Origin of the sequence: Actinoalloteichus sp. GBA129-24 (assembly GCF_001941645.1) — a bacterium.
GTDB lineage: Bacteria > Actinomycetota > Actinomycetes > Mycobacteriales > Pseudonocardiaceae > Actinoalloteichus_A > Actinoalloteichus_A fjordicus.
Map to the genome: position 1 here is coordinate 6531319 of NZ_CP016077.1, position 23419 is coordinate 6554737.

Sequence of the window (23419 nt, forward strand, 5' to 3'; positions counted from 1 at the left end):
GCGCGACGCGGCCTTCCGCTGGATGGCCGACGACGTCGATCCCGAGGCACGCACCGAACTCCAGCGACTTCTCGCAAGCTCGATGGGCGGTGACGAGGCAGCGCACCGGGAGCTGACCGACCGGATGTCGGCGACGCTGACCTTCGGCACGGCCGGGCTGCGCGGGCCGCTGCGGGCCGGGCCGAACGGGATGAACCGCTCCGTCGTCGTGCGGGCCACCGCAGGGCTGGCGGAGTGGCTGACCCGGCAGGGCCACGGCGGCGGGATCGTCGTGGTCGGCCGCGACGCCCGGCACGGCTCGGCCGAGTTCGCCGAGGACGCCGCCGGGGTCCTCGCCTCGGCAGGCTTCGACGCCAGGGTGCTGCCCCGGCCGTTGCCGACGCCCGTGCTCGCGTACGCGGTGCGCGCGTTGCGGGCCGTCGCAGGCGTGCAGATCACCGCGTCGCACAATCCGCCGCAGGACAACGGCTACAAGGTGTATCTCGGCGACGGCACGCAGATCGTGCCGCCCGCCGACCGGCAGATCGAGGCGGCGATCGAGGCGGCCCCCGCCGCGATCTCCGTCCCGCGCGGACGGCCCAGCGGGGTCGTCGACGACTCGATCGTGCAGGACTACCTGGCCGCCGCCTCGGCCGTGACCAGGCCCGCTCCGCCACGTGCGCTCTCGCCGGGCACGACGACGCGAACAACCAACGAACCGGGCACAACAACACCAACAACCAACGAACCGGGCACAACGACACCAACAACCAACGAACCGGGCACAACGACACAGGCGCCCGGCGGGCCGGGCGCCGTCGACCGCGAGGGCCTGCGGATCGCGGCCACCCCCCTACACGGCGTCGGCGGCGAGTCGCTGGTGGCGGCGCTGCGGTCGGCGGGATTCACCGACGTCCGCGTGGTCGCCGAACAGGCGGTGCCCGATCCCGACTTCCCCACCGTGAGCTTCCCGAACCCGGAGGAGCCGGGGACCGTGGACGCGCTGCTGGCCCTGGCCGAGGAGTGCTCGGCCGACCTGGCGGTGGCGTTGGACCCGGACGCGGACCGGTGTGCGCTCGGGGCACGCGGACGCGACGGGGTGTGGCGGATGCTGCGCGGCGACGAGACCGGGGTGCTGCTGGCACATCACCTGCTGTCCACCTTGGACCGCACGGCGCATCCGGACCCGTTGGTGGCGACGACCATCGTGTCCTCTTCGCAGCTCAAGGCGATGGCCGCCGCGCACGGGGTGCGCTACGACGAGACGCTGACCGGGTTCAAGTGGCTGGTGCGGTCGGGAGACGGCGCGGGCACCGGCCTCGTCTACGCCTACGAGGAGGCGCTGGGCCACTGCGTGGCGCCGGACTCGGTGCGAGACAAGGACGGCATCTCAGCGGCCGTGCTGGGCGCGGACCTGGCGGCCTGGCTGCGGGCGACGGGCCGGAACCTGTGGGACGTGCTCGACGAGCTGGCGATCCGCCACGGCGTGCATCTCACCGAGCAGCTCTCGGTCCGGCTGCCCGAGGTCGCCGCCGGAACCCGAGTGATGCGACAGCTGCGCACCGCGACCCCGACCTCCTTGGCGGGCGTCGACGTCGAGGCCGAAGACCTGCTGCCGCGTTCGGACGTCATCGTGCTGCGTGGGGCGGGGCTGCGAGTGGTGGTGCGGCCCTCCGGCACCGAGCCGAAGGTGAAGGCCTACCTGGAGGTGGTCGAGCCCGTCTCGAACGGCCCGGCGGCCGACGGCGGGTCCACCGAGAGCGGCGCCGGAACGCCTGCGGCCGACCCGGCGCGCGAGGCAGGCGCGGGGACCGCGGAACTCGAGGCGGCCAGGGCACGCGCTCAGGGCCGGATCGCCGCGCTCCGCGTCGAGGTCGCCGCCCTGCTCGGCTGAGGTGCCGATCGACGGTCACCACGAGCTCGTGGCCGGTCACCAGGAACTCGAGGCCGTGACGACGCACGTGGATCCGCGCGTCGTCACGGCGTCCGGTCGCCCTCGTCGGACGGCACTCTCGTCCCGCCGGGCGGCTGTCCCGCCCGGTTGCGGCGCCGAGTTCCACCGCCCGGCCGGAACACGCCGTCCCCGGCGTTCGAGCGTTAGCCGTTGAGCATCCGCATGCCCGCCTCGGGGTACCGAGTGCCCGCCACCTGGTCGGCGGGCACGGCCTGCTCGATGCGCGCCAGCTCCTCGGCATTGAGCGTGATGTCCACGGCGGCCGCGTTCTCCTCCAGATAGCGACGCCGCTTGGTGCCGGGGATCGGGACGACGTCCGTGCCCTGGTGCTGCACCCACGCCAACGCGAGCTGACCCGCAGTGACGCCCCGTTCGACCGCCAAGGCCCGCAGCGCCGCCACGAGCGCGAGATTGTGGGCGAGGTTCTCCGGCGACATGCGAGGCTGGTCGACCCGGAAGTCCTCGGCCCCGAAGTCCTCGGTCGCGGTGAACCTGCCGGTCAGGAAACCCCGGCCCAGCGGCGAGTACGGCACCAGACCGATGCCCAGCTCACGACAGGTCGGCACGACCTCGGCCTCGATGTCCCTGGACCACAGCGACCACTCCGACTGCACCGCCGCGATCGGATGCACGGCGTGGGCACGGCGGATGGTCGCGGCGCCTGCCTCCGACAGACCCAGGTGGCGGACCTTCCCCTCGGCGACCAGCTCGGCCATCGCGCCGACGGTGTCCTCGATCGGCACGTTCGGGTCGACGCGGTGCTGGTAGTAGAGGTCGATGTGGTCCACGCCGAGTCGACCCAGCGAGCCCTCCACGGCCTTGCGGACGTAAGCGGGGCTGCCGTCGACGCCCCTGGCCTTGGGGTCACTGCCTCGGATGAAGCCGAACTTGGTGGCCAGCACAGCCTGGTCACGCCTGCCTGCCAGTGCCCGGCCGACCAGCTGCTCGTTGGTGGACGGCCCGTACATGTCGGCGGTGTCCAGCAGGGTCACGCCGAGTTCGAGGGCGCGGTGGATCGTGGCGATGGACTCGGTGTCGTCACCCGGCCCGTAGAACTCGCTCATCCCCATGCAGCCGAGGCCCTGTGCCGAGGTGGTCAGTGCGCCCAGCCTGCGTTCCGGAAAGGTCATGCGGTCGCCTCCTGAGCGTCAGACGTCGGTTGCCCGCCGCGCTCGATCTGTTCGTAATGGGAGATCTTGAAATCCAGGATGTCGGCGCAGGTCTGCAACTCGGCGATCCGGTCGCCGACCTCCTTGCGATGGTCGGCCAGGATCTGCCTGCGGCGCGATGCGGTTCCGCCGCCGAGGAGCCGAAGCCGCGCGTACTCCCGCATCAACCGGATGGGCATCCCCGTGGTTCTCAGCCGAGTCAGGAAGGACAGCCATCGGAAGTCCTCGTCGGAGTACGCCCGCCGCCCGGCGCTGTCTCGCGCCGGGGGATCGACCAGCCCGATGCGTTCGTAATAACGCAGGGTGTCGATCGACAGCCCGCTGTGTGCTGCCGCCTGTGCGATCGAGTAACTCACGTTGAGGACAGTAGGAGCTGGAGTGCACTCCAGCACAAGGCTTCGGGTGTGACCGTCGGCGACGAGATTGTTCCGGATCGAGGGCCTCCGACGGCGGTGCCCGGTCGCCCGGATGGCACGGAGGTGCGGCGACGAGGCCGGCACCCGGCGGAAGATCTGCTGGTCAGTCGGGCTCGGCGGCCTTGGGGACTGCCCAGCCTTCGAGGCGGCCCGCCAGCTCGCGTGGCTCCAGCGTGCCTGCGGAGACCTGCCGGACAAGATCGATCGCGACCTCGTCCTCCGCATCGATCCACCAGCCGTTGATGTCACATAACGTGACCGCCGCGACCCAGCCGAGACGCCAGTTGCCCTCGGCGAGCGGCCTGCTGCGGACCAGCGAGTCCAGCAGCGCCGCGGCCTTCAGCCACAGGGTCTCGTAGGCCTCGATCCCCAGCACGACCGCACGAGGCCGGTGGGCGGCCGCATCGAGCAGGCCGAGGTCACGCACCACCACATCACCGCCGGTGACCGCGGTGGCGAGAACGAAGAGATCACTGGCATCGAGGTACTCGGTCGTCATGTCGGGTGACTCAGGCAGGGCCCAGCCCGTCCAACAGACCCTGATAGCGCGGCAGCACCCGGCCGAGGACCTCGCCCAGCTCGCCGTCGCGCTGCTGCCTGGACCACCGATCGGCCAGCGCGAGCCGGACGATCTCCTGCTTGGACCGACCCTCGGACGCGGCGAGTTCCGCAAGCCTGCGGTTCTCCTCGTCGGTGAGTCGCAGTGTCATCGCCATGCCCGCCATGGTACCGGAGTGGTATCACCGCGCTCCAGGACGATTTCTGCGCGCCACCGGGCGGCATCGGCGTTCGGACCACGGTGGTCCGGCGGCCCCATGGCGGCCGGACGGCCCGCGAGAACCTGCGACGAGGCGCCGAGCCCGACCTCGGTCCGGGCCGTGCCGGCTATCCTCGCAGGATGGCTCGGCCCCGGATTCACGATGACCAGCTGCGGCTACGGCTGCTCGATCGGGCAGGCGAGCTGATCTCCACCCACGGCACGGAGGGTCTGAGTCTGCGCCGACTCGCGGCCGACGCAGGCACGTCGACCACGGCCGTGTACTCGCTGTTCGGTAGCAAGGCCGCCGTGCTGCGGGCGGTGTACATCGAGGCGTTCCAGCGACTGCGCAGGCGGCTCGACGCCGTCGCACGCACCGATGATCCGACCGAGGACCTGCTGGAACTCGGCATGGCCTATCGGGGCAGCGCGCTGGCCGATCCGCATCTGTACGCGGTGATGTTCCAGCGTTCGGGTTCGACGGCACTGGAGGCCGACGAGGCCGCGACCCAGGCCGCGACGGAGGCGATGCGCCCCCTCGTGGCGACCGTGGAGCGCGGCATCGAGGAAGGCCTGCTCGTCGACCGCCCCGCACACGACATCGCCTACGCCTGCTGGGCGATGGTCCACGGTCTCGTCTCGTTGGAGCTGGACGGCGGCTTCGCGGCGGTGGAGGTCTCGGCGGGAATCTGTCGGGAGGCGCTCACGGCGAACATCCGGGGCTGGCGCAGGAGGCCTGCGGCCTGACGGTTCGACCGCCGGTCGCATGGCAGGTCCGGTGCCGCCCGACGACGGTTTCGCCGGTCCCGTCCCGACGCCCCTGCCGACTCACGCCGCCCGGCACCTCGCCCGTTCGCGGCGATGGCCGATCCACGCGGCGTGGTCGCTCGGCTCGGCCGCTCGGCACGGCCGCTCGGCACGGCCGCTCGGCTCGGGCGGAAGGCCGCAGGGTCACGTGAAGGGCACCGGGTGGCTGACCGATGCCCTTCACGCCCGAGACCTACCAGACGAGGCGGCCCGTCGGGGGTCGGGTTCCGGGTCTAGCAGGCTCCCAGGTCCTCCCAGACGCCCCATTCACCAGTGGTGCCCGGCGTCTCGCCCTGCGTCCACCACTTCGCCCGCCATTCGTGGCCGCCGTGGGAGACCACCGCACCGGCGGTGTAGACGCCGGATGCGCTCCACGCCGCCGCCGTGCAGTCGCCCGGCTCGCCGGGCTCTCCCGGCTCCCCGGGTTCACCGGGCTCGCCGGGCGGGTTCGGGTCGCTGGGCAGTTCGCCGTCGAGGGCGGCCATCAGCTCGCCGTCCGGGGTGTCGCCGTCCAGCGACCAGATCATCGCGCCGGACAGGCCGCGCTCCCGGACGTAGTCGGCCTTGCGCACCATCTCGGTCGGGTCGTCGTAGGTCCAGAACGTGCTGCCGTCGAACAGCCAGGCCTGACCGGTGGCCTCATCTCGGTGCAGCGTGGAGGAGCCCACCAACGGCTTGATCAGCTTGTAGTCGTTGATTCCCGCCTCGTACCGGCCGGGTGCCGGACCTGCGGCAGGCTGGTGCAGACCGTCGCCGCCGCCGGTCACGCCGGTCCAGCCTCGGCTGTAGAACGGGACGCCGAGGACGAGCTTGTCGGCGGGCGCACCCTCGTCGAGCCACTTGTCCACGACCACCTCGCCGGAGACGAACAGCGGCCCCGGCTCGTTCTCACCGAGCCGCAGCGCGGACTGGTGGTTGGTGGTCGGGTCCCAGCCGCCGTGATAGTCGTAACCCTGCAGCGTCCCGAAGGTGAGCTGTTCGAAGACCGCGGGCACGTCGAAGCCGAGGTCGACCTTCTCCGGGTCGGCGGGCAGGAACGCGCTGAGCTCATACTCCTTGCCGTGCTCGGCGCCGATCGCGTCGAGCTGGGTGCGCCACTCCTGGAGCAGCAGCGTGAAGTTCTCCCGGTCCTCCGGCCGGATCACGTTGCCCGGCGCGCCCTCGGAGCCGGGCCACTCCCAGTCGAGGTCCACGCCGTCGAAGACGCCGAGCGCGGCGCCGGGGCCGCCCTGCGGGTCGCCGCCCATGACCGGCAGGTCGCCGCGGATCCACATGTCGATGCAGGACTCGACGTGGGCGCGACGGGACTCGGCGGTGGCCGCCGCGTTGGAGAAGTGCTGGGACCAGGTCCAGCCGCCGAAGGAGATCTGCACCCGCAGGTGCGGGTACTTCTCCTTGAGCTGGCGGAGCTGGTTGAGGTTGCCTGCCAACGGCTGGTTGTAGACGTCTGCCACGCCGCTCACGCTCTGCTCGGCGGTGTAGCGACGCTGGTAGTCCGCCCAGGCATCGCCCTGCCCGAGCTGGTTGGCCTGGAAGCACTCGCCCTGTTCGGTGATGTTGCCGAACGCGTAGTTGATATGGGTCAGCGATGCGGCCGACCCCGAGGTGTCGATGTTCTTGACCAGGTAGTTCCGGTCGTAGACACCCCACTGTGTGAAGTAACCGATCTTGCGGTAGCCGTCCTGGTCGAGCGCGGCATCCGAGGTCTGGGACGCCTGCGTCATCGATTCAGGACTGCGCTCCTGCGCCGTCACGGGAAGGGTGGTGACGCCCGCGGTCAGCAGGGCGGCGGCGGCCAGGACGGGTAACTGCCATCGACGTCTCGGTCTGGACATGGACACTCCTAGCGATTCGGGACCGGACCGACCGGTGCGGCGCCGAGGCCGGGCAGCTCGCCTGGCCGAACGGACGCAGGGCTCGGTCGGGGAACGCTTGAGAATCAGGTGCCGGGAAGGCGGTGTGGCGCGCCGAGCGTGGGGACACCGCTCGACCAAGGAGGCTCCGGGAAGTGCACTGGCTCTCGATCGATGATCTGACGATGTGGTCCAGACCACTCCATGTCAAGGTCTAGACCAGTCGCCTCACTCGATCGGCCCAGCGAGATCGGCCGGACAACGGGCGGACGTCGCGGTGGACGGCGGCTTCTCCGGTTCGGGCGGACGTGCACCGGACCGGGGCGGCAGGCGACCGGGCTGGGCGAGGCGGCGGGCGGCGGAGACGCGGCGCGCGACGTCGTCATCGGGCCGTGGTCCGGCCCGGAGGCCCCGGCTCTGGACGGCCGAGGCGGGCCGAACCCTGGTGAGAACGGCAGGAGTCGGATTCGGCTCGCGGAGAACCGGGCTCGTCTTCTAACCCGGCGTCGGCGTGCGGCAGGGAGACGATCCTCGCCCTCGGCGACCGAGGCACACCCTCGGCCGCCGGGGCGGAACAACGGACGTCAGACGGCGCCGTACTGCCGATCCCCCGCGTCGCCCAGGCCCGGGACGATGAAGCCCGACTCGTTCAGACGCTCGTCGATGCTGGCGGTCACGATCCGAGGCGGTGCCGCCATGGCACGCAGCCGCTCGATCCCCTCCGGCGCGGCCAGCGCGCACAGCGCCGTGACATCGGTGGCGCCGCGATCGGTGAGCAGGCGGATCGTGTACTCCATCGATCCGCCGGTGGCCAGCATCGGGTCGAGCACGAACACCGGGCGGCCCGAGAGGTCGGCGGGCAGCGACTCCAGGTACGGGGTCGGCTGGAGGGTCTCCTCGTCCCTGGCCAGGCCCACGAAGCCCATCTGCGCGTCCGGGATGAGCTGATGCGCCTGGTCGGCCATGCCGAGACCCGCCCGAAGCACCGGCACCAACAGCGGCGGATTCTTCAGCCGGTACCCGTCGGTGCGGGCGACCGGGGTGTGCATCCGCTCGGTGACCACCGGGGCGTTCCTGGTGGCCTCGTACACCAGCATGAGGGTCAGCTCATGCAGTGCCGCCCGAAAGGTGGGGCTGTCGGTGCGGGCATCCCGCATGGTGCTGAGCCTGGCCTTGGCCAGCGGGTGATCCACGACGAGCAGGTCCATGACCGGATACGGTAACCGCCCGCGCCACCCGATCGGGCGAGCGCGAGGGCGGCGAGCGTCACGTCCGGTGTGTCCCGCCGGGTCTGTCACGGCGCCGGTCGCCCGAGGCGACGGTACGCAGGCTCGCGTGTCTCCCCCCACACGCGGCGCCGCCCGCCCAGGTCTCGCACCGTGGCCGCGCTCGGCGCGCCGCCACGCGAACTCGGTGCCCATACGAAGCTGACTGCCACAGCCGACCCGGCTGTTCCTGAGTTCAGCCGGGCAGCCCCGACTCTCCGGCGATCCGCTCGCGCAGTTCCTCGGCGCCAGCGGTAGCAGGCAGGCGGGTGCCGATGGCGCCGATGCTGTCGGTGATGCGTACCGATCGGACGCCGTCTGCGACGTCGAGGAACTCCGTCCAGGTGGCCAGGGCCGCATCGACGGCGCCCTGGGCGAGCTGGATTCCACCGAGGTCTGCCAGGACGAGGGCGCGGCTGCGGCGGCGGTCCAGGCCGTGGATGTCCAGGGCGAGGTGGAGGTGCTCCGCTGCGGCGCGGTGGTCCCCCAGCCTCGCAAGGATCATCCCGGCGTCGTGTGCCCAGCGGCCATGGCTGTAGTGCGAGGCCCAGGACCGACCTGGTGTGGTCGGGGCGGTCTCGATCGCCGCCTGCGCCGCACTCAACAGCCGAGATGCGGTGATGCGGTCCCCGGCTGCCGCAGCGGCGCGGGCATGGGTGGTGACGTAGTACGCCCTGGCCTTCGGGTTGGCGAGGTCACGGCCGCGTTGCGCGCAGGCCTCCGCGACGGCCAGTGCGGTCGGGATGTCGCCTGCGTCGGTAGCGCGTTCGGCCAGACCGCGTAGTGCGGTGGCCGCGAGTTCCTCGGCCCCGGCCCCGACTTCGGTGGCCAGGCGGTAGCTGTGGTCGTAGTACCGCGCGGCGAGGTCGTCGGCACCGGCGTCCCGGGCCATCCAACCGGCCAGGTGTGTCAGCTCGGACGTGGCGGCGCGCAGTTCCCGTCCGACGCGGTCGGTGTAGCGGCCTGCCAGCCATGGGCCGACGTCCTCGACGAGGTAGCGCACGGCCAAGTGACGGGCGTGTCCCCCGCCCAGCTCTGCGGCGGCGTCTCCCAGGGTGGTGGTCATGGTGCGGATCGCGGTCACCTCGCCCGCACCGACCCGCACCGATCCGGTAGCACGGCTCAGCTGACGGGTCACCGCGTCGGAATCGGTCAGGCCCAGCATGCTCAGGCTTGCCGCGCTGGTGGCAGTCAGGAACCCGCGTCGGTCCATGATGTCGATCCTCGGCGAGAGCCAGTGTCGCAGTCACGGCGTCAGCAGGCGGATCGTCAACGAACTCGACACCCAGAATCCGCTCCAGGTAAGGCAGCCCGTCACCACCGACGCCGACGCCGCCCGGACCGTCCCTACGCCCACCACCAGGCGCGGCCGGTAACGGTCTCGGTCAACTCGCGCGCCAACGCGCCGATAGGACCGGTAGAGGGTTCGGCCGTGGTGTGCACGGTCTCCACCCGGACGCAACGAGCAGTTGCGCCAAGTGCTGCACGACAGTGGACTTACCCGCCCTGCTGGGGCAATCCACCGAGACGAACAACCCACGATCGCGGTCAGAAAAGGGACGGAGTGTCATCCTTGACCCCTCCCGGTTTGTCGCGCAGCTCTTCCAGCGTCAGCGGGCGCGTGTCCTGCCGGGTCGCCAGGCGCACGAACAGCCGCGCAGTCACCAACGTGTCGTAGATCGCGCGGTGCGGCGCGAGTCCATCGGGCAGCCCCTCGGCGAGCTTGAACGCGTCCACCAGAGCGCCAAGCTTGTAACTATCGGCGTCCGGCACTAGGCGACGGGCGAGTGTGAGAGTGTCGAAGATTTCCGGGCATTCCCAATCCCCGAGCTTGCGTTGCAAGACCCCGACATCCACATGGGCGTTATGCGCGATCAACCCGTCTGCCCTGAGACCGTGCGCGTTCAGCGCGTCCAACACGTCGGCCTTGACGTCATCGAATGTCGGGGCGTCGGTCACGTCATCGTTAGTGATGCCGTGAATCTTGCGCGCGAAATGCGTAATCGGCCGATCAGGCTTCACCAGCCAACTCGCCGACTCACCAATGACACCACCGTAGATCGGCACCACCGCCAGTTCCACAAGGTCTGGGGGCTGCCGACCATTGCCTTCCACGTCCACGACCACATAGGTAAGGCTCGTCCAGTCAGTCATTTCCGCCGGTTCCCTTCCATCCGATCTCAGCCCGCCCATGCCGCCGGTTGCGGTGCGGATGGGCTACATCGTGGACCTGAAACCCGAGCGCGTGTTGGAGGTAGTAGCGCGGCCGCTCCGCCGCCGACCCGCACGCCCACGGCTGGACGCTCCACCTGCGCCGGAGGCTCTGATCTCACCTTCGCCCACAGCCCCCGAATCCGGACCAGTGGTTTTCTGTTGCCCGGCGCCACCCGACCCGCCTCACACCACGCGCTGTTCACCGAGCCCGCTCCGCTGCTACCTCATCACACCGTCCGCTGTCGACCAGGACAGTTCCCCGTCGCCGAGGACCTCCCCCTGCCCTGTTCACGACGCCGCCTGCGACGACGACACCCGGCCCTCCCTCAGCAGCCGGGTCTCGTCGTGCTTGCTGCCTACGGCGGGATCAGCCTGGCGCGGCGTTGATCGACGCCGTCGAGACTCGGCTGGAGGGTCGTGCGGTCAGCGCCGACCTCGCTGGACTGGACTCCACGACCCCGGCGTGACTGGCCGCACGGCCCGGTCCGGTCCGGGCGGTGACCTTCGCCGACGAGCTCGCCGCTTTCCGCGCCGGGCTGGACGACAGCGGAGGCCACCCGGCGCGGCGGTGTTTCTGGTCAGTGGCGTAGTCGGTTGAGGAGGGTGACGAGGACGGTGCGGTCGCGGGGTGGCAGTGCGGTGGCGGGTTCGGCGGTGGCGGTCCGGAGGGTGTCGATGACGGCTTCGAGGAGTTCGATGCCGTAGTCAGTGAGGGCGAGTCGTTTCTCGGTGCCTCGGCCGGTGACGGTGAGGTAGCCCCGGTCTGCGAGGCGGGTGATGCTGTGGTCGAGGCTTCGGGGTGGGAGGTCGAGTGCGGTGTGGGTGACGGCCTTGCGCATCGGTCGGGGTGTGCGGGCGAGCAGACGGAGGAGTCGGTAGTCGTAGACGGTGATGCCGTGGTTGTTGCGCAGGGCGTCGGCGGGCTGGGTGGTCCAGCGTTGGGTGGCGGCGATGAGGGTTTCCCAGAGGACCCAGGGCTCAGCCGTCACAGTGCCTGCGCCGACGGCGACGTCGAGCGGGGTCGGCGTGGCGGCGTGCGCTGGTCGGGGCGTAGTCGTTCGCCTGTTCGCCGTCGAATTCGGTGGTGCGGCGGAAGGTGGCGTGGGCCGGTCGGGCGGGGCCGGAGTGGCGGGCGGCCGGGTCACGGGCATGTGAGTGTTCTCCTCGGTGTCGGTGCTGGGTGCTGGACAGTCGGTGGTGTGGTGGTCAGTTCGGGGTTGAACGGAGCAGGCAGGGGGTGCAGGGGACGCCGTGGCCGGGGTCGACCTGTTCGGTGGTGTCGTCGAGCATGATTCGGTTGCCGCACCGGGTGGTCAGTGTCGTGTCGTCGACGCCCTCGGCTCCGATGATGTGGACCGGGCCGGGGCTGCCGTCGGGGTCGATGCGGCGCAGGCAGAGCGACCACCCGGCGGTGAACAGCGCGGGGGTCGTGTCGCCGTCGAGGATCGCGGCGCAGTACGCACAGTCCTGCACGTAGGGCACCACTCCAGCGGGGCCGTCGACGGCAACCGGGCCGATGGTGACCGTGGCGCCGCAGATCGTGGATGTCCGATCGCCGTCGAGTGGCACGGGTTCGCCGACGTTGACGAACACGGTGTGCAGATCGAGGAAGATCCCGACCAGCGGCGGCGCGGGCTGCCGCCTCATCAACGGCTCGGCGGCGACCTCGCGTTCACCGGGCGTCATCGTCGCCCGCCGGTAAACACCACGATGTAGGGCCGGACGCGGGCGGCCCGCAGCCGGTGCACGACCGGAACGGCCCGGTAAGTGACGAGCGTCCTCATCGGACCACCGCCAGATGACGCGGTCGGTCGGGAACGCGCGAGGCGGTCAGGCAGTCCGGGCAGCGATGCTCGTCGTAGTACGGAACGGCCACGGGCCTGCGGTTCAGCGCCGTGAACACGGTGGTCGGGTCGCAGACCGGGCGGATGCGGGCGAGTCCGTCCGACGTCCAGTACTCCCGGTGGGCACGGTGGGTGTCCCCGTCGCCCACGGACCGGACGAACCACGGGCCGGTCATCGGCGGCCGCCGGGGACGACCTGGAGCGCGGCGGCGACAGCGCCACCTGCGCCGATCCCGACCGCGACCTCGCTTTGGGCTTCGGTGTCGAAGGGCACGGTGTTCGTGCCCAGGGCCGCCCCGGTGGTGGTGTGGGTACGGGCGGTGGTCAGCGCGCGGCGCAGCGCGTCACCGAGTTCCGGGACACGGTCGGCGTGAACCAGCCAACGGCCCAGCGTCGCGGCGCGACTGCGGATCGACACCTCGACCCCCTGCGGCCCAGACCAGAACCGAAGCCGCCGAAGGCCGGTGACACCGTCCATCGCAGGCAGATCGACAACCCGCCCCGCCCACACACCCTCAAGAACATCCACCGCGTCGGTCGCACTGATCGCCGCACGTACCGGATCACGACCCGGCCGAACACCCTCGACCAACACCCCACCGACACCCGAGGTCACGAACATGACACCACCCCTGGTGTCGGTGTCGAGGAACAACACGAACAAAGTCGTCACAGCCGCACCGCCACGGTGCCCAGGCGCTCCTCAGCCAACCGCGCCACGATCACGGAGAACGCCACCGTCCGGAGATGCCCCGGTCGACGCGACGCCGGAACGCGGTAACCCCATACCGCCAAAGAGAACCCCGCGACGAGCAGGAACACACCCACAGCGACGGCCGGCATCACAACGCACCACCGACCCGCCGCCGAGTGACGACGAACCGCACGAGCCGCGCACAGCTAGCGCCATGGCCGCCGGTCCACAAGCGCTCTGGCACACACGCATCGCGCCGAGACACGGGATCACACCAAGCCGACCAGCCCGTCGCGACGAGCATGACGGGGCCGAGCAGACCGGGGATCGAGAGAGTCAGGGCCACTGATGGCCTCCAGCTGTCAATCAAAGACATGCCGGCAAGAGTGCATTTGACGGCAAGTTGCTGTCTATCCCCCAATAGATCGAATGTCGGCGAGGGGCGTTGTGCCAAGTACGCTCCGGCGCATGGCGCCACCACCAAGAATTCGGGCACTCGGCGTAGCGCTGAAGTCAGCTCGGGATGCGGCAGGGCTCACCGGACAGCAGCTCGCCGATGCAGTCGGGATTGACCCCACTACGCTCAGCAGGTGGGAGACCGGCCAGCGCACCCCGCCAGCTCGTGAAGTCCTGGCCATCTTGGATGAGCTCGGCGTTCGTGGTCGCGAGCGAGACCGTCTCGTCGAGATGCTCGACGACGACCAAAGCCCTAGGTGGGCCACCGGGAGTGAGTTCCCGCCCGCGCTTGCCGACCTCATAGCTCATGAACGTGCGGCCGAACGGATTACCGATGTGGCGATGATCGTTCCGGGGCTGCTCCAGACATGGGAATACGCACGGGCCGTAATGTCAAGCGCCGGGCCGGACGCCCGCGACCTTGACGGCCGTGCAACCTTGCGGATCGGGCGGCAAGAAGTTCTCCGCAGGATCGAGTACACGGCGATCATCGATGCAGGAGCCTTGACACGGAGGGTCGGCAGCGCAGAAGCGATGGTCCAGCAGCTCGACCACCTGCTCGTCATGTCGAAGCAGCCGAACGTGACCATTCGGCTGCTACCTGGTGATCAAGTACATCCAGGGTTGGAAGGGTCGTTCATGGTCCTGGATACTTCCTATGGCCGCGTGATTCACGTCGAGCACCACGCAGCCTCGATCCTGCTCGACAAGCGGAAACACACGACCGCCTACGGTCGCGTTCTGGAGGCGGTCTCGGGCTCGGCGTTGCAGCCGGAGGAATCCGTAGACGCGATTCGGCGACAACTAGCCAGGTGGGAGCAGCCCTCATGAACAGCTTGACCGGCTGGCAGAAGTCCAGCCGCAGCCACAGCACCACCAACTGCGTCGAGGTCGGCCGTACCTCCAGCTTAGTCGGCATCCGCGACACCAAGAACCGCGACGGCGGGACCCTCGTCGTCGGCCACGCCGCCTTCACGGGCTTCCTCGGCGCGATCAAGGCCGACAGACTCCGCTGACCCCGCGTCCACGGACGGTGTCGAGCGAGGTTCTTCGCACGACACCGCCCCTGGGCTGCTTCTCCCCGAAAATCCGCCGCCCCGCTTGTCGGTGGCATCGCGCGATCCGACACCATGAGGCTTATCACTGACGGTGAGGAGTCGGATCGTGTCCGTGATCGACGTCGTGACGGAGTTGCGCCGTGCCCATGCCTTACTCGTCGACGCCCTCGCCGCCACCGCCCACGCCGAACAGGCGATCGACGACGGCACCACCACCTTCGACACCGCAACCACCGGCTCCACGCAACCCGCAGTCGAGTCGGCCCGACACTGCGCACTCGCCGCCACCAACGACATCCACGCCGCACGGACAGCCCTCCTCGCGGCACAGAACATCCTCGACGCCTACTGCCGCGAGATCGCCGGACACGGCATCATCGACGACACGACGATCACCGACCGACACCCCGAGACCGAACCCCACGACATCGCCACCCGCCCGATCCAACGCCCCGACGCCCCTGCGGAGCGCTACGGCGCCGAGATCACCGAACTTCAACGCGGCGGCGCTAAGATCAGCCCCGACCGAGTCGTCCGAGCAGCCCGACACCAACGCGGCCACCTGGTGTGGCTGGAACTCGGCCACGAGGGATCATCGGGACAAGCGCATATCGTCCGCTCAAAGCGGACCAGGGAATTCGGGAACTATGGGATTCCCCGACATCGGATCATCGACGTGATCTTCGACTGCCTTGAGCATGGCGACCAGGTGGGAACGCTTGACGACGGAGAAGTGTATGAAGTGGAATGCGGCGACGGAGAAAAACGGCCCATCACCATTGTGGTGGCAGACAATGGATACATTGTCACAGCTTATCCCATAGGAAGAAGGAGGTATACGCTATGAGCAACCGCATCGACCTGGACATTCTGGCCGGCTATCGGCAGCCGCCTTTTTTCTTCGACGCTCAGGACGGCGACGTCTTCAACCACACGATCGACGACACGGCGAGGTTCTTCCAGCTCAGCGCCGACCTGGTCCGACAGCTCAAAGCCTGGGATCAGGAATACCAGGACACCTTGGACATGGGCGATCCGAGCTCATCGGGATTCAGCTCCGAGGAGGCACACCAGGCATGGGTCGAGAAGGGAAAGGAGCTGGCCGCGCGAATAAAGCGCGAGTCGCCCAACGTCGGCCGCGTCGGCTATGAGGGACGCGGGGAATTCCAGGAAGGGGAATGTGTTTTCTGACTTCCGCGCGGGTCGGGGCCTACTGGTCGCTTCTCTCCGTCGCTGATCAGAACATGGCGAAAGTGCACGTCCCGGAGTCCCCGAGCACTGCTCGCGTCGTCCTCCGGACGGGGCTGGCAAGCGGTTCCGAAGAACGAGCCGACCGGCTGTCACGCGATCATCGATGAAGGAGTCCCGCTACGGCGAGCTGGTGGGAGGGACGTCAAGGCCGCCCACTCCGTCACCTGTCGGCAGGCTCCGCTGACCCGCAGCAGCCAACTTCCGGCCGCCCGGCCCGACGGGCAGGCCAGCACCCGTCGAACGCCCCGGCCCCCCACCACCTGCGTCACCGCCGCCGACCCTCGTGACACCACGCGACCCGGCCGACGGCAGCGGCAAGCCTTGCCCCACCGCCGCCTCAACGAATCAACTCGTCCAGCGAACCGTCGCCTGCGTACGTCACCGTCACCTCCGCCGGACACTCCGCCCGCACCCGCCGCGCCAACTCCCGACCCCACGTCAGGAACCGATCGCGATCTTCCGCACTGGCGAAGCCGGAGCCCGCCGGGTCCTGCTGATCCAAGAGCCCCTGATAGTGATCGTCCCAGGCCTTGACGTCGTCCAGCAGGTCCGAGCTGAGCGGCACGACGGACGCGATCTCGTCCACGTAGTGGTCGCCGGAACGCTCTCCTGCCGAGGTGACGAAGAACGGCCCGCCCGCCCAGTCGGCGACGAGTTCCAGCCGTATCCCGTCGGCCATGCCGGGGCTCTCCTTCGATCCGCCGCAGCCCATTCCCTTACGGGATCAACTCGTCCAGCGAACCGTCACCGGAGTACGTCACCGTCACCTCCGGCGGACACTCCGCCCGCACCCGGCGAGCCAATACCCGACCCCATGCCAGGAACCGAAGGCGGTCCTCCTCCGTCGCGAAGATCGGACGATCCTCCATCATGAGCGTCCATTTCGCCTGGTAGACGGAGTCCCATTCGATGATCTCGGCGATCAGGCTCTCGGACAGCTCCAGCACCTCGGTCACCTCCGCACTGTCGAACTCCTCCGGGAGCGGCTCGTCTCGCCACAGCCAGAAGGGACCCGCCTGCCAGTCCAGCCCGAGAGCGAGCTTGACCACCGCACGGTCCGACATTCAGTCACCCACTTTCAGTGGTTTGAGTCTGCTGCCTCGTGACACGGGATTCGCACTCACGATGAATCCATTGTCCGCCACGGTCACCCCGACCCAGATGAGCTGACCACGATGCTCAGTCTCATAGACCACGCGATCCCTGCCGGTCACGCCGACGGGCGTTCCCACCAACAGACATCGCAGGACGACATCGGGGATGTGCTCGGCGGCGACGCCTTGATCGGCGAACTGTGCGGGCCTGCCTCGTTCCAGCATGTGTCGCAGACCCTTGTTCGCATTTCCGGTCTCCAACCACACGATCCGACCGCCCGGTGCACGGCCGATCCGCAGCACGCGATCAGGACTGATCTTGATTCCCTGCGCCAGCGCCTCGGCGACCAGGGTCTTCTCGGTGGGATTCAGCTCGGCTACCCGCACATCGCCGGGAAACACCGGCTCTCCGACAGACGGGGCGGCGGGTGTAGCTGCCGGGGGCCGGAGATCTGGGCCTGTTGAGGCCTCCGTCCGGAGAGGCCGCGAGTCGGCAGACCCCGCACCTACGGCGGGACCGCCCGGGTCCACGATCCCCCCTCCCCCGTGCTCCGCCGCGTACTCGTCGGTCAGCGCGCGGGCGTGCTCGAAGTAGGCCGCGACGTCGGCGAGGTCGTCGACCGCCGCAGCGAGCAGGCCGAGGGCGTCGAGCAGGACGAAGTCCTCGTCGCCTTGGCTGGCCCGGTGCAGCAGCGGCTCGATCTCCTCGATGAGCAGCTTGCGCGCGTCGCGTAGCGCATCGGCAGGCAGCCGATCGACGGCGGCGCGCAGGCGGGCGGCGACCTCTCCGACGGAGGTCATGAGGAGGCCGACCGTCGGGCGGCCTCCGACTGGATGAGATCGGCGCAGCGATGCAGCCTGGCGAGCACGCCGTCGAGTTTCCACCCGCCGACGACGAGATGATGCACGGCGGACTCGGCCCGCCCGTCCAACGATCCTGCCCACAGCCTCCTGAGTTCGGCGGCGACCCTGGCCGCCTCGTCCCTGCCGAGGACGATGTCCTCGATCGGAAGTCTGCGGGCGAGTCCGGTCAGATCCTGCTGCTGCTCGTCCACGCCTGCTCCTCATCACGCCGGGCGTCGATCACATCGTGCCGGGTGCGGCAGACAGACACAAAGGATTGCGCGGATCACTCGCTCCGACGGACGAACGACTCCGGGGCCGGGGATGCGCCCCGCCCGGCGGGAACGGGCGCATCCGTCGTCCGTCCCCGCAGGCGGGAACCACTGCGGCGCAGGCAGCGGGAGCCGGCACGCCGTTCACAGCGGGAATCACCGCACCGCTCGCAGCGGAGACCACCCCGCGCTCGCGCGGAGACCACTACGCCGCTCGCGGCGGAGACCACTGCGCCGCTCGCGGCGGAGACCACTGCGCCGCTCGCGGCGGAGACCACTGCGCCGCTCGCGGCGGAGACCACTGCGCCGCTCGCGGCGGAGACCACTGCGCCGCTCGCGGCGGAGACCACTGCGCCGCTCGCGGCGGAAGAGGATCATCTGCCAGGCACTTAGACTGCCGGTATGGCTTCCACGTCGACGACGACCGAGGCATCGGATCGGACTGCGAGCGCACTACCCGGCGACCTGTCCGACGCCGTCCGCGACGACGCCTCGCTGCGTCGGTTCCTGCACGGGCTGCCCGGTGTGGACCAGGTCGGCGTCGAGCAGCGCTCCGCAGGCCTGGCCACCCGCAGCATCAAGAAGGCCGCCAAGCTGTGGGCGATCGACACCGCGATCAGCATGGTCGACCTCACGACCCTGGAAGGCGCCGACACCCCCGGCAAGGTGCGGTCGCTGGCCGCGAAGGCCCGGCGCCCGGACTCCGACTATCCGGACGTCCCGCAGGTCGCCGCGCTGTGTGTCTACCCCGACCTGGTCGAGGTGGCCGTCGACGCGGTACGCGGCAGCGGGATCGGCGTCGCCAGCGTGGCGACGGCCTTCCCCTCCGGCCGCGCGCACCGCGACGTCAAGCTGTCCGACACGCGGTTCGCGGTCGCGGCGGGCGCCACCGAGATCGACATGGTGATCGACCGGGGCGCCTTCCTCACCGGGCGCTACGGACAGGTCTTCGAGGAGATCCAGGCGGTCAAGCAGGCCTGCGGCTCCGCGCATCTCAAGGTCATCCTGGAGACGGGCGAGCTGGCGACCTACGACAACGTGCGGCGGGCGTCCTGGCTGGCGCTGCTGGCGGGCGGCGACTTCATCAAGACCTCCACCGGCAAGGTGTCCCCCGCCGCGACGCTGCCGGTCACCCAGGTGATGTTGCAGGCAGTACGGGACTGGCACGACCGGACCGGAGAGTACCGAGGCGTCAAGCCCGCAGGCGGCATCCGCACCACGAAGGACGCGATCCGTCATCTGGTGGCGGTGCACGAGGTCGCCGGGGCCGACTGGCTGACCCCCGACCTGTTCCGCCTCGGCGCGTCCAGCCTGCTGACCGACCTGCTCATGCAGCGCCGAGCCCAACGCAACGGCCACTACAGCGGCCCCGACTATGTGACGGTGGACTGAGAAGCGCCATGCCTACCTTCGAATACGCGCCAGCGCCGGAGTCTCGGGAGCTGGCGAACCTGCGAACCTCCTATCAGATGTTCGTCGACGGCAAGTTCGTCGACGGCGCGGGCAAGCCGCTGAAGTCGGTCAACCCGGCCACCGAAGAGGTACTGGCCGAGGTCGCCACCGCGTCGCCGGACGACGTCGACCTCGCGGTCCGCGCGGCCAGGCGGGCCTACGACCGCGTGTGGGGCCGGATGCCCGGCGCCGAACGCGGGAAGTATCTGTTCCGGATCGCCCGGCTGATCCAGGAACGCTCCCGTGAGCTGGCCGTGCTGGAGAGCCTGGACAACGGCAAGCCGATCAAGGAGTCGCGGGACACCGACGTGCCGACGGCCGCCGCGCACTTCTTCCATCACGCGGGCTGGGCGGACAAGCTGGACTACGCGGGCTATGGACCCGAGCCGCGTCCGCTGGGCGTCGCCGCGCAGGTCATCCCGTGGAACTTCCCGCTTTTGATGCTGGCCTGGAAGATCGCGCCCGCTCTGGCCTGCGGAAACACCGTGGTCCTCAAGCCGGCCGAGACGACCCCGCTCACCGCGCTCGTCTTCGCCGACATCTGTCGGCAGGCCGAGCTGCCGCCCGGCGTGGTCAACATCCTGCCCGGCGCGGGCGACGTCGGCGCCGCGCTGGTGAGTCACCCGGACGTCGACAAGGTGGCCTTCACCGGCTCCACCGACGTCGGCAAGGAGATCACCAGGACGCTGGCGGGCACGGGCAGGCGCCTGACCCTGGAGCTCGGCGGCAAGGCGGCCAACATCGTCTTCGACGACGCCCCGCTGGACCAGGCGGTGGAGGGGATCGTCAACGGCATCTTCTTCAACCAGGGCCACGTGTGCTGCGCGGGCTCCCGGCTGCTGGTGCAGGAGTCGGTGGCCGAGGAGCTGCTGGCCAGGCTGCGCACCAGGATCGCCACCCTGCGCGTGGGCGACCCGCTGGACAAGAACACCGACGTCGGCGCGATCAACTCGCGGGAGCAGCTGAACAAGATCATCGAGCTGAGCGACGCAGGCGACGCGGAGGGCGCGCAACGGTGGACCAGCCCGTGCCCGCTCCCGGAACGTGGTCTGTTCTTCGCGCCGACGGTGTTCTCCGAGGTCCAGCAGTCGATGCGGATCGCCAAGGAGGAGATCTTCGGGCCGGTGCTGTCCGTGCTGACCTTCCGCACCCCCGATGAGGCGATCACCAAGGCCAACAACACGCCCTACGGGCTGTCCGCAGGCGTCTGGACCGAGAAGGGCTCGCGCATCCTGTGGGCCGCGCAGCGGCTCCGGGCGGGCGTCGTGTGGGCGAACACCTTCAATCGTTTCGACCCGACCGCCCCGTTCGGCGGCTACCGGGAGTCCGGATTCGGCCGCGAAGGCGGACGCGCAGGTCTGGAGGCCTACCTCGATGTCTAATCGACTGGTGTCGGGCACCGCAGCCCCCCGGCTGTCGGTGAACAAGACCTACAAGCTCTACATCGGCGGTGCGTTCCCCCGCTCGGAGTCCGGCCGCGTCTACGAGGTCGCCGACGCCAAGGGCGCCTTCCTGGCGAACGCCGCACACGCCTCGCGCAAGGACGTCCGCGACGCCGTGGTCGCGGCACGCAAGGGCTTCGCGGGCTGGTCCGGCGCCACCGCCTACAACCGGGGGCAGGTGCTCTACCGGATCGCCGAGATGCTGGAGGGCAGGCGGGAGCAGTTCACCGCCGAGGTCGTCGCGCAGGAGGGTCTGCCGCTCAAGCGGGCGGCGGCCCTGGTGGAGCTGACCATCGACCGCTGGGTCTGGTACGCGGGCTGGACCGACAAGATCGCCACGGTGCTCGGGGCGTCGAACCCGGTCGCCGGACCGTACTTCTCCTTCACCGTGCCCGAGCCCAGCGGCGTGATCGGCATCCTCGCGCCCCAGGACTCGTCGCTGCTCGGCCTGGTCAGCGTGCTGGCACCGGTGATCGCCACCGGCAACACGGCGGTGCTGGTCACCAGCCGGGCCCGCCCGCTGTCCGCGATGACGCTGGCCGAGGTCCTGGCGACCTCGGACCTGCCCGCCGGGGTGGTCAACATCCTGACCGGCAGCCCGGTGGAGCTGGCCCCGTGGCTGGCCTCGCACGCCGACGTCAACGGGCTCGACCTCACCGGGGCGCCGGAGATCCTCCAGCCGGAGCTGGAGCGTTCGGCGGCGGGCACCGTGAAACGGGTGCTGCACGCGCCGAGCGCCGAACCGGACTGGACGCGCAGGCCCGAGCTGCGCAGGCTGCGGACCTTCATCGAGCACAAGACCGTGTGGCATCCCGTGGGGGTGTGAGGCGCAGGCGATCCCGGCCCGCACCGGTGGCTTCGGCGGCGGGCTGCCGAAGCCGACGATTCATCAGGAGGGCACTCCGTAGCTCGCCACGATCGCGGCGGCACGGTCGTACAGGGCGGTGCGCAACCACTGCGGGGTCAGCACTTCCGCGTTCGTGCCGAGCTGCCACAGCGCCCATTCGGCGTGCCGCGAGTCTTGAAAGGTGACCTCTAGCCGCAGCTGGCCGTCCGCGTCGGATTCCTCGGCGAGGACGGCCAGCGCGGTGCCCACCAGCTCCGCCCGCCGCGCCGGGTTCACCCGTGCCAGCACGGTGACCTGGTCGCCGTCGGTCCGAAATCGCGTACTGCGGTCCTGCCAGACCCGGTCCAGATCCACCCGGTCCGGCCGCTGGGCAGGTTCGGCGAGTTCCTCGGCGGCCGAGATCCGGGACAGCCGGTAGGTGCGGTTCGCACCGGACCTCGTGGCCAGCAGGTAGCCATGGTCGCGTGCGGTGACCAGGCCGATCGGGTCCACCGTGCGCCACTTCGGCGGCTGGTCCACCGCCGCGTAGTGGATGCGCAGCCGGTGTCCGGCGAACACCGCGCGCCGGACCTCGGCCACGATGGCGTCCGGCACCTCCTCGATGACCAGCCTGCGCGCGAGGAGGTCGGCCTCCGGCTCGATGAGCAGTCGCTGGACCGCGCCTGCCGCAGTAGACCGCTGGCCTTCGGGTAGCGCGTCGACCACCTTGCGCATGGCCGAGGCGAGCGCCGCGCCGAGGCCGAACGTCTGCCCGCCGCGCCGTGATCCGGCGACCAGCAGGGCGAGTGCCTCATCGTGGTTCAGCCCGGTGAGCTCGGTCTGGAAACCCGGTAGCAGCGCGAAGCCGCCGTGCCTGCCGCGTTCGGCGTAGACCGGGACTCCTGCCGTGGACAGCGCCTCGATATCGCGCAGCACGGTGCGAGTGGACACCTCGAGCTCGCGGGCCAGCGCGGCGGCGGACAGCCGACCATGCCGACGCAGCAGCAGCACCAGCGATACCAACCGGTCGGCGCGCATTCGAAAACTCTACGGGAATACCCGACATAAGGTGTCGTGTATTCCCGCGAGGATTGCCTCATCACACAGGAGAGGAAATCCCAGATGTCACACACCATCGTCAACCCGGCCGGTCTCTACAACCCGGTCCCGCGCGGCTACAGCCACACCGCCGCCGTCCCCGCAGGGACGGACCTGGTGCTGGTCGCGGGTCAGTTCGGATCGACCACGGAGGGCGAGATCGTCTCGGCCGACTTCGCCGAGCAGGTGCAGCAGACCTTCCGCAACATCGGCGTCGCTCTCGCCGCCCACGGGCTCGACCTCAGCCACGTCGTCCAGCTCAGGACGTATGTGGTGGACCACGACGTCAGCAAGCTCGGGCCGATCGCAGGGGCCGTGCAGGAGAACTGGGGCACGACGCCGCCCACGCAGACCATCATCGGTGTGGCGAGCCTGGCTACACCGGACGTGCTGTTCGAGGTCGAGGCCGTCGCCGCCCGCCCCTGATTCGCCGCCGCCCGCATCGGGGCTGATCACCCCGATGCGGGCGGAGCGTGCTCAGCACGACATCGCACACGCCCTCGCCTGCCTGGCCAGGCCGCAGGCTCGAGGCGAGCACGATCCACCACGGTCCCAGCCGTGAACCTGTGGGCACGAGCCCGGTCGTCTCTTTGACCACCATGCAGGCCACGGGTGAACGAGCCCACGAGCCGGCCATACTCGCTGGCCGGGGCGCGGCGAGGTCTCCTTGTCGAC

The 23419-nt window shown here is 69.8% G+C and carries 29 protein-coding genes; 11 read left to right on the forward strand and 18 right to left on the reverse strand.

Annotated features, from left to right (window positions below):
* The first annotated feature begins 22 nt into the window (after positions 1–22).
* Positions 23–1873, forward strand: a complete 1851-nt coding sequence (locus UA75_RS27995; RefSeq protein WP_412459541.1) for a phospho-sugar mutase — start codon at positions 23–25, stop codon at positions 1871–1873.
* Positions 1874–2076: 203 nt separating this feature from the next.
* On the opposite strand, the gene UA75_RS28000 is transcribed toward UA75_RS27995, so the two are convergent.
* The 4 genes from UA75_RS28000 to UA75_RS28015 form a co-directional block, all read right to left on the reverse strand.
* On the reverse strand, positions 2077–3063 hold the full coding sequence (locus tag UA75_RS28000) for an aldo/keto reductase (RefSeq protein WP_075742784.1): 987 nt from the start codon (positions 3061–3063) through the stop codon (positions 2077–2079).
* The gene (locus UA75_RS28005) at positions 3060–3458 is read right to left on the reverse strand and encodes a MerR family transcriptional regulator (RefSeq protein WP_075742785.1); all 399 of its coding nucleotides are present in this window, start codon (positions 3456–3458) and stop codon (positions 3060–3062) included. Before UA75_RS28005 ends, UA75_RS28000 begins: the two co-directional genes overlap by 4 nt.
* Before the next feature lie 163 nt (positions 3459–3621).
* Entirely contained in the window at positions 3622–4017 is a 396-nt protein-coding gene (locus tag UA75_RS28010; RefSeq protein ID WP_075742786.1) for a type II toxin-antitoxin system death-on-curing family toxin, read from the reverse strand.
* A gap of 10 nt (positions 4018–4027) precedes the next feature.
* Complete coding sequence (locus UA75_RS28015) at positions 4028–4234, reverse strand: ribbon-helix-helix protein, CopG family (RefSeq protein WP_075744304.1); 207 nt, start codon at positions 4232–4234, stop codon at positions 4028–4030.
* Positions 4235–4416: 182 nt separating this feature from the next.
* Between UA75_RS28015 and UA75_RS28020 the strand changes: the two genes are divergently transcribed.
* Positions 4417–5022, forward strand: a complete 606-nt coding sequence (locus UA75_RS28020; protein WP_075744305.1) for a TetR/AcrR family transcriptional regulator — start codon at positions 4417–4419, stop codon at positions 5020–5022.
* 293 nt (positions 5023–5315) lie between these two features.
* Here UA75_RS28020 and UA75_RS28025 read toward each other — a convergent pair whose 3' ends face one another.
* From UA75_RS28025 to UA75_RS28035, 3 genes are all read right to left on the reverse strand, one after another.
* Positions 5316–6917 carry a glycosyl hydrolase family 18 protein gene (locus tag UA75_RS28025; protein WP_075742787.1) on the reverse strand — a complete coding sequence of 534 codons (1602 nt, stop codon included), beginning with the start codon at positions 6915–6917 and terminating at the stop codon, positions 5316–5318.
* Between the two features lie 602 nt (positions 6918–7519).
* On the reverse strand, positions 7520–8143 hold the full coding sequence (gene upp / locus UA75_RS28030) for a uracil phosphoribosyltransferase (RefSeq protein WP_075742788.1): 624 nt from the start codon (positions 8141–8143) through the stop codon (positions 7520–7522).
* 253 nt (positions 8144–8396) lie between these two features.
* The gene (locus tag UA75_RS28035; protein ID WP_075742789.1) at positions 8397–9413 is read right to left on the reverse strand and encodes a transcriptional regulator; all 1017 of its coding nucleotides are present in this window, start codon (positions 9411–9413) and stop codon (positions 8397–8399) included.
* Here UA75_RS28035 and UA75_RS33510 point away from each other — a divergent pair.
* Positions 9412–9576: a hypothetical protein gene (locus tag UA75_RS33510; RefSeq protein WP_157434468.1), complete on the forward strand. Its 165-nt coding sequence runs from the start codon at positions 9412–9414 to the stop codon at positions 9574–9576. The genes UA75_RS28035 and UA75_RS33510 overlap by 2 nt on opposite strands.
* Before the next feature lie 172 nt (positions 9577–9748).
* Here UA75_RS33510 and UA75_RS28045 read toward each other — a convergent pair whose 3' ends face one another.
* From UA75_RS28045 to UA75_RS33515, 6 genes are all read right to left on the reverse strand, one after another.
* The gene (locus UA75_RS28045; protein WP_075742790.1) at positions 9749–10354 is read right to left on the reverse strand and encodes an exonuclease domain-containing protein; all 606 of its coding nucleotides are present in this window, start codon (positions 10352–10354) and stop codon (positions 9749–9751) included.
* Positions 10355–10992: 638 nt separating this feature from the next.
* Positions 10993–11403: a MarR family winged helix-turn-helix transcriptional regulator gene (locus tag UA75_RS28050; protein WP_075742791.1), complete on the reverse strand. Its 411-nt coding sequence runs from the start codon at positions 11401–11403 to the stop codon at positions 10993–10995.
* Positions 11404–11620: 217 nt separating this feature from the next.
* A complete protein-coding gene (locus UA75_RS28055; protein ID WP_075742792.1) occupies positions 11621–12100 on the reverse strand; it encodes a hypothetical protein in 480 nt (159 codons plus the stop codon).
* Positions 12101–12194: 94 nt separating this feature from the next.
* Complete coding sequence (locus UA75_RS28060) at positions 12195–12434, reverse strand: hypothetical protein (protein WP_075742793.1); 240 nt, start codon at positions 12432–12434, stop codon at positions 12195–12197.
* A complete protein-coding gene (locus UA75_RS28065) occupies positions 12431–12931 on the reverse strand; it encodes a hypothetical protein (RefSeq protein ID WP_157434469.1) in 501 nt (166 codons plus the stop codon). The genes UA75_RS28060 and UA75_RS28065 overlap by 4 nt, the downstream gene beginning before the upstream one ends.
* Positions 12928–13101 carry a hypothetical protein gene (locus UA75_RS33515; RefSeq protein WP_157434470.1) on the reverse strand — a complete coding sequence of 58 codons (174 nt, stop codon included), beginning with the start codon at positions 13099–13101 and terminating at the stop codon, positions 12928–12930. Before UA75_RS33515 ends, UA75_RS28065 begins: the two co-directional genes overlap by 4 nt.
* Positions 13102–13420: 319 nt before the next feature.
* Here UA75_RS33515 and UA75_RS28070 point away from each other — a divergent pair, with 319 nt between their 5' ends.
* The 4 genes from UA75_RS28070 to UA75_RS28085 all read left to right on the forward strand — a co-directional run bounded on the left by UA75_RS28070 (position 13421) and on the right by UA75_RS28085 (position 15657).
* On the forward strand, positions 13421–14239 hold the full coding sequence (locus tag UA75_RS28070) for a helix-turn-helix domain-containing protein (protein ID WP_075742795.1): 819 nt from the start codon (positions 13421–13423) through the stop codon (positions 14237–14239).
* Positions 14236–14424, forward strand: coding sequence for a DUF397 domain-containing protein (locus tag UA75_RS28075; protein WP_075742796.1), 189 nt, complete (start codon positions 14236–14238; stop codon positions 14422–14424). The genes UA75_RS28070 and UA75_RS28075 overlap by 4 nt, the downstream gene beginning before the upstream one ends.
* A gap of 148 nt (positions 14425–14572) precedes the next feature.
* Positions 14573–15313 carry a hypothetical protein gene (locus UA75_RS28080; protein ID WP_075742797.1) on the forward strand — a complete coding sequence of 247 codons (741 nt, stop codon included), beginning with the start codon at positions 14573–14575 and terminating at the stop codon, positions 15311–15313.
* Positions 15310–15657 carry a hypothetical protein gene (locus UA75_RS28085; protein ID WP_075742798.1) on the forward strand — a complete coding sequence of 116 codons (348 nt, stop codon included), beginning with the start codon at positions 15310–15312 and terminating at the stop codon, positions 15655–15657. Before UA75_RS28080 ends, UA75_RS28085 begins: the two co-directional genes overlap by 4 nt.
* Before the next feature lie 397 nt (positions 15658–16054).
* Here UA75_RS28085 and UA75_RS28090 read toward each other — a convergent pair whose 3' ends face one another.
* The 4 genes from UA75_RS28090 to UA75_RS28105 are packed head-to-tail and all read right to left on the reverse strand — an operon-like array spanning position 16055 to position 17866.
* The gene (locus UA75_RS28090; RefSeq protein WP_075744306.1) at positions 16055–16396 is read right to left on the reverse strand and encodes a hypothetical protein; all 342 of its coding nucleotides are present in this window, start codon (positions 16394–16396) and stop codon (positions 16055–16057) included.
* 37 nt (positions 16397–16433) lie between these two features.
* A complete protein-coding gene (locus tag UA75_RS28095) occupies positions 16434–16781 on the reverse strand; it encodes a hypothetical protein (RefSeq protein WP_075742799.1) in 348 nt (115 codons plus the stop codon).
* Positions 16782–17612 (reverse strand): hypothetical protein, encoded by an 831-nt coding sequence (locus UA75_RS32260; RefSeq protein WP_083683708.1) that lies wholly within the window; start codon positions 17610–17612, stop codon positions 16782–16784.
* Complete coding sequence (locus UA75_RS28105; RefSeq protein ID WP_075742800.1) at positions 17609–17866, reverse strand: hypothetical protein; 258 nt, start codon at positions 17864–17866, stop codon at positions 17609–17611. Before UA75_RS28105 ends, UA75_RS32260 begins: the two co-directional genes overlap by 4 nt.
* A gap of 462 nt (positions 17867–18328) precedes the next feature.
* On the opposite strand from UA75_RS28105, the gene deoC reads away from it, so the two are divergent.
* The 3 genes from deoC to UA75_RS28120 are packed head-to-tail and all read left to right on the forward strand — an operon-like array spanning position 18329 to position 21646.
* Complete coding sequence (gene deoC / locus UA75_RS28110; RefSeq protein ID WP_075742801.1) at positions 18329–19318, forward strand: deoxyribose-phosphate aldolase; 990 nt, start codon at positions 18329–18331, stop codon at positions 19316–19318.
* Positions 19319–19326: 8 nt separating this feature from the next.
* A complete protein-coding gene (locus UA75_RS28115) occupies positions 19327–20760 on the forward strand; it encodes an aldehyde dehydrogenase family protein (RefSeq protein WP_075742802.1) in 1434 nt (477 codons plus the stop codon).
* On the forward strand, positions 20753–21646 hold the full coding sequence (locus UA75_RS28120) for an aldehyde dehydrogenase family protein (RefSeq protein ID WP_075742803.1): 894 nt from the start codon (positions 20753–20755) through the stop codon (positions 21644–21646). The genes UA75_RS28115 and UA75_RS28120 overlap by 8 nt, the downstream gene beginning before the upstream one ends.
* Positions 21647–21709: 63 nt before the next feature.
* Here the strand turns inward: UA75_RS28120 and UA75_RS28125 are convergent, their stop codons facing one another.
* A complete protein-coding gene (locus UA75_RS28125; RefSeq protein ID WP_075742804.1) occupies positions 21710–22684 on the reverse strand; it encodes a helix-turn-helix transcriptional regulator in 975 nt (324 codons plus the stop codon).
* Between the two features lie 84 nt (positions 22685–22768).
* On the opposite strand from UA75_RS28125, the gene UA75_RS28130 reads away from it, so the two are divergent.
* Entirely contained in the window at positions 22769–23170 is a 402-nt protein-coding gene (locus UA75_RS28130) for a RidA family protein (RefSeq protein ID WP_075742805.1), read from the forward strand.
* Positions 23171–23419: the final 249 nt, after the last annotated feature.

Excerpts from the sequence above, each read along its gene's own strand:
- UA75_RS28055 (WP_075742792.1), bottom strand. The coding sequence starts at position 12,100 with ATGACGCCCGGTGAACGCGAGGTCGCCGCCGAGCCGTTGATGAGGCGG.
- UA75_RS28095 (WP_075742799.1), bottom strand. The coding sequence starts at position 16,781 with ATGTCGGACCGTGCGGTGGTCAAGCTCGCTCTCGGGCTGGACTGGCAG.
- UA75_RS33515 (WP_157434470.1), bottom strand. The coding sequence starts at position 13,101 with ATGCCGGCCGTCGCTGTGGGTGTGTTCCTGCTCGTCGCGGGGTTCTCT.
- UA75_RS28125 (WP_075742804.1), bottom strand. The coding sequence starts at position 22,684 with ATGCGCGCCGACCGGTTGGTATCGCTGGTGCTGCTGCTGCGTCGGCAT.
- UA75_RS28045 (WP_075742790.1), bottom strand. The coding sequence starts at position 10,354 with ATGACTGACTGGACGAGCCTTACCTATGTGGTCGTGGACGTGGAAGGC.
- UA75_RS28120 (WP_075742803.1), top strand. The coding sequence starts at position 20,753 with ATGTCTAATCGACTGGTGTCGGGCACCGCAGCCCCCCGGCTGTCGGTG.
- UA75_RS27995 (WP_412459541.1), top strand. The coding sequence starts at position 23 with ATGGCCGACGACGTCGATCCCGAGGCACGCACCGAACTCCAGCGACTT.
- UA75_RS28090 (WP_075744306.1), bottom strand. The coding sequence starts at position 16,396 with ATGGCCGACGGGATACGGCTGGAACTCGTCGCCGACTGGGCGGGCGGG.
- deoC (WP_075742801.1), top strand. The coding sequence starts at position 18,329 with ATGGCTTCCACGTCGACGACGACCGAGGCATCGGATCGGACTGCGAGC.
- UA75_RS28035 (WP_075742789.1), bottom strand. The coding sequence starts at position 9,413 with ATGGACCGACGCGGGTTCCTGACTGCCACCAGCGCGGCAAGCCTGAGC.
- UA75_RS28015 (WP_075744304.1), bottom strand. The coding sequence starts at position 4,234 with ATGGCGATGACACTGCGACTCACCGACGAGGAGAACCGCAGGCTTGCG.
- UA75_RS28085 (WP_075742798.1), top strand. The coding sequence starts at position 15,310 with ATGAGCAACCGCATCGACCTGGACATTCTGGCCGGCTATCGGCAGCCG.
- UA75_RS28075 (WP_075742796.1), top strand. The coding sequence starts at position 14,236 with ATGAACAGCTTGACCGGCTGGCAGAAGTCCAGCCGCAGCCACAGCACC.
- upp (WP_075742788.1), bottom strand. The coding sequence starts at position 8,143 with ATGGACCTGCTCGTCGTGGATCACCCGCTGGCCAAGGCCAGGCTCAGC.
- UA75_RS32260 (WP_083683708.1), bottom strand. The coding sequence starts at position 17,612 with ATGACCTCCGTCGGAGAGGTCGCCGCCCGCCTGCGCGCCGCCGTCGAT.
- UA75_RS28025 (WP_075742787.1), bottom strand. The coding sequence starts at position 6,917 with ATGTCCAGACCGAGACGTCGATGGCAGTTACCCGTCCTGGCCGCCGCC.
- UA75_RS28010 (WP_075742786.1), bottom strand. The coding sequence starts at position 4,017 with ATGACGACCGAGTACCTCGATGCCAGTGATCTCTTCGTTCTCGCCACC.
- UA75_RS28060 (WP_075742793.1), bottom strand. The coding sequence starts at position 12,434 with ATGACCGGCCCGTGGTTCGTCCGGTCCGTGGGCGACGGGGACACCCAC.
- UA75_RS28070 (WP_075742795.1), top strand. The coding sequence starts at position 13,421 with ATGGCGCCACCACCAAGAATTCGGGCACTCGGCGTAGCGCTGAAGTCA.
- UA75_RS28020 (WP_075744305.1), top strand. The coding sequence starts at position 4,417 with ATGGCTCGGCCCCGGATTCACGATGACCAGCTGCGGCTACGGCTGCTC.
- UA75_RS28000 (WP_075742784.1), bottom strand. The coding sequence starts at position 3,063 with ATGACCTTTCCGGAACGCAGGCTGGGCGCACTGACCACCTCGGCACAG.
- UA75_RS33510 (WP_157434468.1), top strand. The coding sequence starts at position 9,412 with ATGATGTCGATCCTCGGCGAGAGCCAGTGTCGCAGTCACGGCGTCAGC.
- UA75_RS28130 (WP_075742805.1), top strand. The coding sequence starts at position 22,769 with ATGTCACACACCATCGTCAACCCGGCCGGTCTCTACAACCCGGTCCCG.
- UA75_RS28115 (WP_075742802.1), top strand. The coding sequence starts at position 19,327 with ATGCCTACCTTCGAATACGCGCCAGCGCCGGAGTCTCGGGAGCTGGCG.